Here is a 10,734-nt window from a genome sequence, read left to right on the forward strand (position 1 = left end):
TGAAAGCTTGCTTTCAAATTGCCGAGTGCCGCCAATCTTCTGCAAAGATACGCTGAATTTTTGTAACTTCCAAACATTTCAGAAAGTTTTTCTTTCTGCATCTTTTAGAAAGCATATTCTGCAACTATCTTGGCGGGAGGAGTCAGCATTCCACCTTTCGGGGAGAATAGGTCAACATATATTGACTAGTTAGGACATTCTACCCCGACTTCATAACCTTACTTCGCATCCGTGCCGATAATTCAAATCGAATTAATCGGACACAATAATGCCCTGTAAGGATTTTACTTGTTATTTTTGAAAAAAAACTTTTTCTTTTGCGCATTACGCATTGTGCTTCTAAGTATAAATCGTATATCTATTAGCTATATGGGTATAGTATATTAAGAAAAATAACTATATAATAGCTTGATAGATAGATATTTATGAATATTGTCCTATCTTCGATAGTGGTAGATCCTCTTTCTAATAGGAGTGAAAAACCCTGGTAGTGGCTAAACCTCTCCCTGCTAGTACTGCTTTCTTACGCTTCTCCCTGCTAGTACTGCTTTCTTACGCTTCTCCCTGCTAGTGCAAAAGTTCATCTTTCTGCAAGATTACTCAATCATATCTATGGTTTAAAATTCTCTTATCAGTGATAGCCCTCGTTCCTATCAGCGGTGGCTGCCGCTCCTATCAGCGATACCCATCATTCCTATCAGCGTGGTCTGTCGCTCCTATGAGCGATACTCATCTTTCCTATGAACGACTCTTTTCTTTCCTAAGAGCGATTGGCGTGCCTGATAAAAGAGTGCAAAAGTGAACATAAGAAGGCTGCCAGCAAGAAGCAGAATACTTCTGGCGACAGTTCTGCAGGTGGCGATTCTTCTACCGACGGCGAGCATACCTCTGGTGGCAGTACAACGGGTGGCAGTACAACGGGCGGCAGTACAACAGGCGGCAGTACAACAGGCGGCAGTACTGATGGTGAAGGCTCTGATGGTGACAATGTAAATTTGTAGAACCATTGCATCATGGCATTATGGTAAGTATCATTTAATTTTATTCATTTAAATCTTTAAAATCTTTAGCGTATGACAGAAAAGAAGAGACAGACACTGAACGAGGTCATCAAGTTTGTGGTGACAGTATTAACCGCCCTGCTTGGGGCACTGGGTGTATCATCCTGCACCCTATAGTGAGGAGGACGGCTTATGAGAAAGATTGATATGATTGTGGTGCATTGCAGCGGTAGCCGCTGCAATCACCGGTACACTCTGGAGCAGTTGCATTTCTGATACCCGCACGCCAGCCCAGAAGGAGGCGATGAAGCTTCTCATCCTCCGTCTTCACCGTGAGTTTCCGGACATCAAGACCATTCTGGGTCACCGCGATTTGCCGGGCATGCAGAAAGCCTGTCCCTGCTTCGATGCCACGAAGCTTCAGCCTCTGCTGGCTTCATAGCATCTCATGAAATTCTCCCAGCCTGTATGTTCTGGCAGGTTGGGGGAGTATCAAGGATACCGGAAAGTAAGAAGGGGCTATACGCCACCTTTTCATCGTGGCATATAGACCCTTGTCGCTTCCCGTGAGGCACAATGTGTACCAAACCTGTTAATTATAAGTAATAAAAACAAAAAATCTATCGTTTTTGTTACTTATGTGAAACAAAAAGGGTATCTTTGCGAAAAGTTTTACTCGTATGAAACAAAAAATATTAGAAAGACTATTTCGAAGACCTGGGAATCAGGAATCATATTATAGGTGGCAACAGGCGTTTTGATATCGAAAAGGTGATGGAAAACGCTGTATATATCCATTTGTGCAGGATGGGGTATAAAGTATATGTTGGTCAGATGTATAAGGCTGAGATTGATTTTGTTGCCGAGAAAGCGGATAGTGTGGCGTATGTGCAAGTTACCTATCTGCTGGCTTCTGAGGAAACGGTAGAGCGTGAATTCGGCAATTTGAAATTGATAAAAGACAGTCATCCCAAATACGTGATTTCTATGGATAGGCTTTACAGTCAAACCAATATTGATGGCATTAAGCACATTCATCTGCGAGATTTTCTGAAAATGACTACTTTGGTTTGATGCCAGGTAGATTACGAATATCACCATATAATCAAGGGTCTATACGCCACCTTTTCATCGTGGCATATAGACCCTTGTCATAGATTTACACATATATTTACCTTATAATATAAAATATGTGGGTTCCTAACTTTTTCAGCAACTTTTCCCAGAAATCCCTTGCAGATATGAAAATAAAGTCGTAACTTTGCGGCATGGATTTTTAATATTGATGATTATGAAGCAGGTAGAAGAAAGATATATCAGCTTGCTGACCGACTTCGGTTTCAAGCGAATTTTTGGAACAGCAATAAACAAGGATTTGCTCATTTGCTTCCTTAACAGCTTGTTTAATGGCAGACAGGTTGTGAAGGACGTGAAGTATCTGAATCCAGAGCACGTCGGAGATGTCTATACCGACCGCAGAGCCATCTTTGATGTATATTGCGAGGGCGAAAACGGTGAGAAGTTCATCGTAGAAATGCAGAATGCGTACCAGACGTATTTCAAGGATCGCGCCCTCTTCTACTCCACCTTCCCTATCCGAGAACAGGCGCCCAAGGGGAATGAGTGGGATTTCAAGCTCAATCATATCTATACCGTTGCCCTGCTCAACTTCAGCATGAACGAGGATGCATTCGACAAGGAGAAAATCCGCCATCATGTGCAGTTGTGCGACACTGCTACCCACAAAGTATTTTACGACAAGCTCGAATATATTTATGTAGAGATTTCCAAGTTCAACAAACCCCTGGAAGAACTGGATACGCTCTACGAGAAGTGGCTCTATGCTCTGAAGAACCTCTATAAGCTTACCCAGCGCCCTAAAGAACTGTGCGACAAGGTTTTCGACCGTCTCTTCGAGGAAGCCGAGATAGCCAAGTTTACTCCGCAGGAAATGAGGGAGTACGAGACCAGCAAGATGGCATATCGCGACATCAAGAATTCCGTAGACACCGCTAAGCGTGAAGGCATAGCTGAGGGTAAGGAAATTGGTATGAAGGAAGGTATGGCGAAAGGTAAGCAAGAAGGTCTTGCGGAAGGTATGGAAAAAGGCAGAGCAGAAGGCAAGCATGAAGCCAACACAGAAACCGCACAACGTTTGTTGGCAATGGGACTTTCTGCCGAACAGGTTTCCAAAGCAACCCAGCTACCTTTGGAAATCATTAAGAATCTGAGCAATTCATAAAAAACAGAATAGCGGAGATGTAGATTACGAATATCACCATATAATCAAGGGTCTATACGCCACCTTTTCTTCGTGGCATATAGACCTTTGTCCCAGATTTACACAGATATTTACCTTATAACATAAAATATGTGGGTTCCTAACTTTTTCAGCAACTTTTCCCAGAAATCTCTTGCAGATATGAAAATAAAACCGTAACTTTGCGGCATGGATTTTTAATACAGATGATTATGAAGCAGGTAGAAGAAAGATATATCAGCTTTGAAGCCAGCAAGATGGCATATCGCGACATCAAGAATTCCGTAGACACCGCTAAGCGTGAAGGCATAGCTGAGGGTAAGGAAATTGGTATGAAGGAAGGTATAGAAAAAGGTATGGAGAAAGGTAGAGAAGAAGGCAGAGCTGAAGGCATGTCCCTGCGAAGCCTTGAGATTGCCAGAAAGATGCTGGCAAAGGGTATGGATGAAGCGTCTATCATGGATATGACGGGGCTGACGGCAGAGGAGATAAAGCTGCTGAAAGCGGAGATGTAGATTATGAATATCACCATATAATCAAGGGTCTATACGCCCTTTTGTCGAGGTGTATAGACCCTTGTCAACCAAGTTAATTGCAGATTTACTACTATTATTCGGGCTTTGTATCAAAGAAACCGATAAACTCATCAAAATCTCGAAGAATGTCATTCAACTTAGGATTACTCTTTTGAACTATAATGGCTATGTAATTGTCAACTTCTTCATCCCTAAGAATAGAAACCTTGACACAAAAACGATCTCGTTTATCGAATTCGTTAAACCATCTGGTAAAAAGGCGAGCTCGCATAGCCTGTCTGCTATCACCCGTTTCACATTGATATAGAAGTATATCGGGATTCGTAAGAAAGAATTCCTCTATAATACATTGTATAGTTGCTTTAACTTTAGAATCGTTAGGAGAATTCTTCTTGTTTTCATTGAGAATGCCGAATTCATACGCTTTTTCATCCTCCCAAATATTATTGTTTTCTACAAATTCTATTCGATACTGAACACCATAATCTGTTAAGAACTTATATGATCCATTATCTATCCAGACCTTATAAGGAGAATGAAAATTGAGGCGAGTTAAGTTAAAGGCATGCATAACAGTCTGCAGCCTCCTCTCGTGCTTTAGCAAAGTCTATTTGAGCCTTTGCTTCCATTTCTTTTTTACGTCTAACCATATCTCGTAATACAGCAATTGCTTCTTCACGAGTTTTAATTTTTAAAGCCATACTTATTCATTTTAAAGTTCTACTTCTTGTTGGTTGCAAAGATAAGCTTTTATTTTGAAAGTGCAAAGAAAACGGGAGAAAAGTTTCGGGAAAAGTTAGGATTTCAAAACCACTGCCCACACAGCCATATCATCCACCCAACAGGTATCAAGACACGATGAAGGGTCTATACGCCACCTGTTCATCGTGGCATATAGACCCTTGTCGTTTCCCATGAAGTGCGGGTGAATATATGTTTACTGGGCAACTTATACTCCTGCCCAGCTTAGGAGTTAAACAATCTGTATTTATTAAGGAACTGGATAGCCACATGTAATAGACTGGAAGTCATAATCGAGGAATACTCTTCCATTATGTTCGTCGCTACCACTATAATCTTTAGTAATATCAGCAGTCCAACAATACCCACCTTCGGTTTCGCCACCATTCATAACTTTCTGGTCTTTTGACAAAACCAAGTCGATGTCTTTGGTTCTGCAACCATCAAAGATACCATTCTTTCCGACATTGCCATATACTTTTGTAAGATTGCCTAAAACTACTTTTTGAAGTTTTGTACAATTTGAAAAAGCTTTTCCCTCGATTTCTGTAACATCTGGGAGGGCTATGGATTTCAGCATGTCAAAATGCAAAAATCCTCTTGAAGGAATCTTCTTACATCCTATCAAAGTAAGGTTTATACTCCCATCCCTTGCATCTCCTTCTAGAAGTCCGCTATGTATTGCTTCCAATGTTTCTTCATCCACATCGGGAGCAAGAATGAGATTGATGTAAGTCTTGCCCGCATCCAATTCCTTCTTGACGTCTTCCACAATTTGATAGTAAGTGATACCTTCGTCAGTCAGCGAAACAACAGTAGCATCCAGTGCATAACTCTTAGCATTTACTGTTGCTTGCAAGAATGTATGAGTTGCCAAAGGAGCTTCTTCATATTTCACAGTGAATTGGGAATTTGTTACAAAATTACCATATAAATAGGCATTGCCCTTTTCATCCGAAGTAAGTGTATAATTTCCGTTCTGTTCCATATCGCTGCTGCCCGCAGGAGTGAAATCTTCGGTATCAACTGTTATTTGCTCATTGGGTAGAGTTGCAATACGCAAACGTGAATATTTGCGTGTTGCTCCGGCAAAAGAAACGGTTATAGTCTCATCATTACCAGTGATTCTTGCATTTCCCTCGATATATTCATCGGTTCCAGCAACCTTACCTTCTTTCAAAACTAATTTGCCAGCTTCCCATTTGTAATTAGGGGCATAATATACATGAGGTATGTATGCAGGGTCTCCTTCCCGATAAACCAATTCACCACTTGTCAATTTCCAACTCTTGCCATTATATGTAAAAGTTGCATACTGTTTTCCATAAAAGGTGTTGTCTATCACCAAAAGTAGTTCATCTCCTTCAGCCCATGAAGTCTTGCCTTCATCTGGTGTACCAATAGCACGAGTCTGTGAATCTCCGAATGCCGGAAATTCACCAACAACCAACTGTACGTTGCTCTTGCCTGTTGTTGCGGTTGTTTCTTCTATATCACTTGTGCATGACGCCATTACTATTGTAACGACTGCCAGCATGATGTATTGAAATATCTTGCGCATAGTTATATCCTCCATTGTTTATTTGAGTTCTTCTTCGTTTGTCCATCCAGTCATATTATCTATGCTGATTCGGGTTAGTTCCACTTTATCTTTTCCTACATCGAGTTTGTAGGTGTAGCGATGGCCCTCTTGAAACTCCGTATTTGACCTCATTTTTGCATGGAAGTTTTTGTCGCCTATCTTGAATTTCACGAAAATCTCGTCAGTTTTGTATGAACCAGGGATAACGATTGCAGAAAACATACCATCGTCATGCTTACAGGCTTTTACCCAATCAGGATTGCCAGAAGGTGTACCCATTACAAATTTCCCCTGGTCTGGGTCGCTAAAAAATCTAACACTGTTGTTTTTTGAATACACTTGTGGTTCACTAATATCCATATCAGGATAATCCGCAGTACCAACATGATATACTATCGTGACCAGCGACATGCGATGCTTCATAGGAATATCTACATAATAGGACCTAGGAATATCGTGCCAATATCCAGTTATGAGATCAGCGTTTTTCAAATTACCTTCGCTGCTTTGGTCTGTTTGTAAATCATACTGTAGATTTTCTTTCCCAAAATCCGTGTCAGATGGATATACAGCCAAAATAGTATGTTGTTCGTATCCATTTAACCAACGAAAACTTCCTGCACGAGACCATGTTTCCCCATTAAAAGAAAGAACAGTCGTACTACCATACTCAGAATCCGTAAATATACTTACTTTTAGTTTATCTTTATCCTCCCAATTGTTACCGTGTCCCAATGTATTGACACGAGTCTGCATACCTCCAACAGAGAAAGTGGCATTGATTTCCTGCCCTTTCAGCGTAGGAGCCATATCCTCATTTTGCGTACATGCTGTAAAGCCCATAGCCATAAGGCCCATTACCGCATAGGAAATTCTTTGTTTTATCGTCTTCATAATCTTCAGTTTTTTATTGTTAGTGAGTTAGTGAGCGGCCAAGCTCACTAACCCTGTATTCCCTATTTTCAGTACCTTAATTTATCATTACAAATCTATATCTGCGTCTAAATCACTTGAATCACCATTTTCCCAAGGAACTATATTAGCTTTTTCTATAGTAATCCCCGTATTTTTAACAGTTATGTTGTATGTATATTTTTTGCCACCTTCAAATTGTCCATTGGTGGATGGTGTTATAGGGGTTGTGTATTTTACTTCGCTATCATTCAACAACAAGTAAATCTCTATATCCATTTTATTGCTTTCAAGGCTTTGCGGCAACATGATATAAGCAAAACTTTCTTCGCTTTCAAAAGGTACATCATTAAAAACACGAGTAAGAGTAGCTCTGTCACCAGCAGTTTCAACCGAACCTGTTCTTGTGTCAAATTTACCGCTTGTAAATATTCCTTTCATATTCAAGCTATTGAATTTATAATTGTTATATTTGACACCCTGCCCTGGCTTAATTTTGAATTCAACCAAACTCATACAATGCTTAAAGCGATGTTCTGCATCTGTAAAATTCACAGTTGGAGATGCTTTACTTGCAGTAGCCCCTGAGGCAAAAAGTACATCAGCCTTACAAGGTTGGTTTGCTTCTACCTCAGCTATATTCCAATTCATTTTACCATCAGTTAAGAATTCGCTATAAGGATAGTATGCACTAAATGTTGTCTCTTTGTTGTCCTTGAAATAGATGATGTTGTCATTGTCAGCAGCTTCAAAAGTACCATCCCCATTTGTTGTTACATACTTTTTGTTGTCTCCTGTTGTATTGCCTGTTGATGTGACATTTACGCCAATGGCATCGCCTGCTGTCCAGCTGTTGTTGTCTGCAGTTCCACGGGTTTTGATATTGTTGGAAATATCCGCCTGTACGGTAGCAGCAACAGGACCATTGTTGCCGATACCGTCTTCTTCGTTAGCGCAAGCAGCAAACAGCAATGCTGCGGCAGCAATGTATAAGAATCTAAATTTCTTCATATATCTTGTTATTTAAGAGTTGTTATTGTGCTATATGTTCATTATTGTCTCCTGCCTCTGTCCAAGACTTAATGGTTCCAGAAATATCTACGGCAGAACGACTCAATTTTACTACTGTATAGTGGTATCTTTTGCCACCCTCAAGTTTTACAGGCATTGTCCATACAAAAGGAGCGTCGTAACCATTCTTGAGGTCAAACTCTATCACTCGGCTTGCTTCTTCTGTAGGGAGCAGGATTGCCTCATACAGCTTGCCAGCTTCGGTAGTTTTCATCGTGATGTCCGCAGGAGTTTCTTCACCAGAGATAGTTCCATCCACAAGATTGAAAGTGGCTTTGGTATTCTGGCCTTTCACTGTCACAGTCATTTTCTTAAGGTCTTCTTGCGTGAGACCGTTACCTGGTTGAACATCCAAAATAAGATTGCTTAACTTATGGAAGAACGTCAAGTCAACCTGTGGCGTAGCTTTGTTGCAGCCTTCTGTCTTGGCATACATGAAGTCGATAGTTTCTTGTTTCGTTTGGTCTGTTACATCAAGTGCAACCTTGTAGTCATTGACAGTGGTCTGTGGATAGTAAGAATAGAAGTCCACATCTCCATCTATCGGGAAGAAAACAGTCTTACCACCAGAAACAGGTGAAAAGGCTATACTTCCATTTGACTGATAGCAAACATTGTCAACACCCTCTTTGATTACATCCGCAGAGAGTGTCTTGCCAGCTTCTGTCATGAAGATACCAATCTTGTCACCATCAGCCCAAGCTACACCAGCAGCACGGGTGTTTACGCTGATACCACCAGTAAACTGCACGGCTACCTTATCGTTCTGGGTAGAAGGTGCGGTGTCTTCTGTACTGCATGAAACCATTGCACCTGCCAAGAGTGCAAGGGCGAAAAACTTAGTCATCTTTTTCATATTATAAATATTTTAAAAGTTATTATTATTTTATTTCTACTTCATTGTTGAGGTTCGTCCAACCGTTGATGGTAGCTTCCAGATACATCTTTGGCTGCATTTGGTTGTAGTTGAGTCGCAACTCATACTTTCCTCCAACCTTCATCGCAGGAGCGGTGATGTCATACTCTTGCAAGGTCCCGTTAGGCAGCAAGAGGCGGAGATAAACATGAGAGGCGGGGCTTCCCTGTATGGTCGGCATCAGCCGAATGACTTCCGATTTCAGGGTTGACTCAGTAGCCAAGATAGTAGGTATTTCCACTTCCGTTGGCTTTATGCTCGGCAACCCATAGTCGCCATCACCATTCTTCTGTGTAGGGAACAGACACCAGGCTGCATCTAATGCCTTACCACTCATTTCTGTGCCTTTAGGTACATTCTCTATGATGATGGTCAGTTCGGCAAGCACGCTTTTGACAGGATTCTGCACCACATAGTTGCCTTCCTTGTTGTCTATCCTCACGTCGGCAACTCCGAAATAAGCATTATGCTTCACATCCTTAGGATTGGTCAAGCCTATCTGGATATTGTTCCAATTAGTCAAAGCCCTGGTCTGGTCAGTGGTGAAGAATGGCTCTATAAGATTGGTAATAGCCAATATCTGATAATGCCCTTCAGGAAGAGCGAAGCGTTGGCTTGCCACCTCCTGCGCACTGCCATAATGTTTTTCCTCTACAAGCGAACCGTCATCGGCATTGAATATCCAGAGTTTCACGTCCTTCACTTCCGTACCTTGGTCGGCTTCATCTGCCCAAGTGAGCGATACTGACAAACCACCCTCATCCTCACCGTCATGAACATTATGGTCACAACTTGCCAACAGGCATGGGACGCATAACAGCACCCATAACCAAATATTAAATTTTCTTTTTGCTTTCATTTTCTATCTTGTTTTATGGGTTACTGTTGATGATTGTTGAAAGGTAAGCTGAATCCCAACCTTACTCCACTTTCCCAAACAAAGTTGTTCTTATGCAGATGCTCCGGCATTCCATCCACACGTTTGCCAGTAAGACGGGTCAAACCGGAATAGATGCCAAGTTTTAAGCATGAGTTCAGTTGATAGCCAACCTGCAAGTCTGCACCATAACCCAAATGCCAGTTTGTAGAACCTTTCATCACCTTGGCATCATCGGCTATAGTCTGAATATCAGCCTTGGTAGTTACTGCATATATATGAGGTGAAACAGCCAAATCCCATCGGCTGTTAGCTGTTTGAGGGAACAGCCCAAGGAGATGAACGTTCACTCTTGCCCCATACCTGCCCATCCTGACATGGCTTTTCAGATTAGCATATTCCCAACTGTTCATACCTAAGACACCTGCCTTGTAAAGCACACCGTCGCTACCCAACCAATAGTTACGTTCTACGCAACAGTCTTGTGCTGACAAGTTCATCTCTCCATACTTGGCAGATAATTCTGCCGAGAATATGGAGTTGAAACGATAGCCACCATATAAGCCAGCAGCCCAACCGAGATGCGTCTTGTCGTGTCCGAAACTTGAGAAAGTAGAGAAACCAAAAGGCATTCCACCCTCTACTCCTACATACCAGCCTTGCTGACCGGTCTTTCCATCTTCTCTTGCTTCTGCTTTCGCGAAAGAAAATGGAAGAATTAAAGCAAGTGCTGCAACCAGTAACCGATTTTTTGTTGTCAAATAATTTGCCATATCATTCATTTGTTTTTTATCGTAAAGGTAAGGATCTATCTCCAATTACAGGACAAGTATCCACC

The 10,734-nt window shown here is 41.5% G+C and carries 14 protein-coding genes; 6 read left to right on the forward strand and 8 right to left on the reverse strand.

Annotated features, from left to right (window positions below; all coding sequences use genetic code 11):
• Window positions 1–770: 770 nt before the first annotated feature.
• The 6 genes from DW657_RS15030 (at window position 771) to DW657_RS15050 (ending at window position 3,776) form a co-directional block, all read left to right on the forward strand.
• A complete protein-coding gene (locus tag DW657_RS15030; RefSeq protein WP_118313258.1) occupies window positions 771–1,001 on the forward strand; it encodes a hypothetical protein in 231 nt (76 codons plus the stop codon).
• A gap of 72 nt (window positions 1,002–1,073) precedes the next feature.
• A complete protein-coding gene (locus DW657_RS17945) occupies window positions 1,074–1,178 on the forward strand; it encodes a smalltalk protein (RefSeq protein WP_153096588.1) in 105 nt (34 codons plus the stop codon).
• Window positions 1,179–1,212: 34 nt separating this feature from the next.
• Entirely contained in the window at window positions 1,213–1,443 is a 231-nt protein-coding gene (locus tag DW657_RS15035; RefSeq protein ID WP_367400161.1) for a hypothetical protein, read from the forward strand.
• Between the two features lie 332 nt (window positions 1,444–1,775).
• Window positions 1,776–2,075 (forward strand): ATP-binding protein, encoded by a 300-nt coding sequence (locus DW657_RS15040; protein WP_118313259.1) that lies wholly within the window; start codon window positions 1,776–1,778, stop codon window positions 2,073–2,075.
• A 211-nt stretch (window positions 2,076–2,286) separates the two neighbouring features.
• Window positions 2,287–3,243, forward strand: coding sequence for an Rpn family recombination-promoting nuclease/putative transposase (locus DW657_RS15045; protein WP_118313260.1), 957 nt, complete (start codon window positions 2,287–2,289; stop codon window positions 3,241–3,243).
• A 230-nt stretch (window positions 3,244–3,473) separates the two neighbouring features.
• Window positions 3,474–3,776 (forward strand): hypothetical protein, encoded by a 303-nt coding sequence (locus DW657_RS15050; protein ID WP_233547124.1) that lies wholly within the window; start codon window positions 3,474–3,476, stop codon window positions 3,774–3,776.
• A gap of 94 nt (window positions 3,777–3,870) precedes the next feature.
• Here the strand turns inward: DW657_RS15050 and DW657_RS15055 are convergent, their stop codons facing one another.
• The 8 genes from DW657_RS15055 to DW657_RS15085 all read right to left on the reverse strand — a co-directional run bounded on the left by DW657_RS15055 (window position 3,871) and on the right by DW657_RS15085 (window position 10,669).
• Complete coding sequence (locus tag DW657_RS15055) at window positions 3,871–4,368, reverse strand: DUF6169 family protein (RefSeq protein ID WP_118117046.1); 498 nt, start codon at window positions 4,366–4,368, stop codon at window positions 3,871–3,873.
• On the reverse strand, window positions 4,355–4,498 hold the full coding sequence (locus DW657_RS17950; protein ID WP_153082491.1) for a hypothetical protein: 144 nt from the start codon (window positions 4,496–4,498) through the stop codon (window positions 4,355–4,357). Before DW657_RS17950 ends, DW657_RS15055 begins: the two co-directional genes overlap by 14 nt.
• Window positions 4,499–4,788: 290 nt before the next feature.
• Window positions 4,789–6,114 carry a hypothetical protein gene (locus DW657_RS15060; protein WP_118313261.1) on the reverse strand — a complete coding sequence of 442 codons (1,326 nt, stop codon included), beginning with the start codon at window positions 6,112–6,114 and terminating at the stop codon, window positions 4,789–4,791.
• Window positions 6,115–6,117: 3 nt separating this feature from the next.
• Window positions 6,118–7,014 (reverse strand): fimbrillin family protein, encoded by an 897-nt coding sequence (locus DW657_RS15065; protein ID WP_118313262.1) that lies wholly within the window; start codon window positions 7,012–7,014, stop codon window positions 6,118–6,120.
• An 87-nt stretch (window positions 7,015–7,101) separates the two neighbouring features.
• Window positions 7,102–8,043, reverse strand: a complete 942-nt coding sequence (locus DW657_RS15070) for a fimbrillin family protein (RefSeq protein ID WP_118313263.1) — start codon at window positions 8,041–8,043, stop codon at window positions 7,102–7,104.
• Between the two features lie 22 nt (window positions 8,044–8,065).
• On the reverse strand, window positions 8,066–8,959 hold the full coding sequence (locus DW657_RS15075) for a fimbrillin family protein (protein ID WP_118313264.1): 894 nt from the start codon (window positions 8,957–8,959) through the stop codon (window positions 8,066–8,068).
• Window positions 8,960–8,984: 25 nt separating this feature from the next.
• The gene (locus DW657_RS15080) at window positions 8,985–9,878 is read right to left on the reverse strand and encodes a FimB/Mfa2 family fimbrial subunit (RefSeq protein WP_118313265.1); all 894 of its coding nucleotides are present in this window, start codon (window positions 9,876–9,878) and stop codon (window positions 8,985–8,987) included.
• Window positions 9,879–9,898: 20 nt separating this feature from the next.
• The gene (locus DW657_RS15085) at window positions 9,899–10,669 is read right to left on the reverse strand and encodes a hypothetical protein (protein ID WP_147381970.1); all 771 of its coding nucleotides are present in this window, start codon (window positions 10,667–10,669) and stop codon (window positions 9,899–9,901) included.
• Window positions 10,670–10,734 lie beyond the last annotated feature (65 nt).

The organism is Prevotella sp. AM23-5 (genome assembly GCF_003473645.1).
GTDB classification, from domain to species: domain Bacteria; phylum Bacteroidota; class Bacteroidia; order Bacteroidales; family Bacteroidaceae; genus Prevotella; species Prevotella copri_A.

What these genes read in the sequence shown, in the direction of transcription:
- DW657_RS15065 (WP_118313262.1), bottom strand. Translation starts at nt 7,014, where the DNA reads ATGAAGACGATAAAACAAAGAATTTCCTATGCGGTAATGGGCCTTATG.
- DW657_RS15080 (WP_118313265.1), bottom strand. Translation starts at nt 9,878, where the DNA reads ATGAAAGCAAAAAGAAAATTTAATATTTGGTTATGGGTGCTGTTATGC.
- DW657_RS15050 (WP_233547124.1), top strand. Translation starts at nt 3,474, where the DNA reads ATGAAGCAGGTAGAAGAAAGATATATCAGCTTTGAAGCCAGCAAGATG.
- DW657_RS17950 (WP_153082491.1), bottom strand. Translation starts at nt 4,498, where the DNA reads ATGGCTTTAAAAATTAAAACTCGTGAAGAAGCAATTGCTGTATTACGA.
- DW657_RS17945 (WP_153096588.1), top strand. Translation starts at nt 1,074, where the DNA reads ATGACAGAAAAGAAGAGACAGACACTGAACGAGGTCATCAAGTTTGTG.
- DW657_RS15040 (WP_118313259.1), top strand. Translation starts at nt 1,776, where the DNA reads ATGGAAAACGCTGTATATATCCATTTGTGCAGGATGGGGTATAAAGTA.
- DW657_RS15075 (WP_118313264.1), bottom strand. Translation starts at nt 8,959, where the DNA reads ATGAAAAAGATGACTAAGTTTTTCGCCCTTGCACTCTTGGCAGGTGCA.
- DW657_RS15060 (WP_118313261.1), bottom strand. Translation starts at nt 6,114, where the DNA reads ATGGAGGATATAACTATGCGCAAGATATTTCAATACATCATGCTGGCA.
- DW657_RS15070 (WP_118313263.1), bottom strand. Translation starts at nt 8,043, where the DNA reads ATGAAGAAATTTAGATTCTTATACATTGCTGCCGCAGCATTGCTGTTT.
- DW657_RS15085 (WP_147381970.1), bottom strand. Translation starts at nt 10,669, where the DNA reads ATGGCAAATTATTTGACAACAAAAAATCGGTTACTGGTTGCAGCACTT.
- DW657_RS15055 (WP_118117046.1), bottom strand. Translation starts at nt 4,368, where the DNA reads ATGCATGCCTTTAACTTAACTCGCCTCAATTTTCATTCTCCTTATAAG.
- DW657_RS15045 (WP_118313260.1), top strand. Translation starts at nt 2,287, where the DNA reads ATGATTATGAAGCAGGTAGAAGAAAGATATATCAGCTTGCTGACCGAC.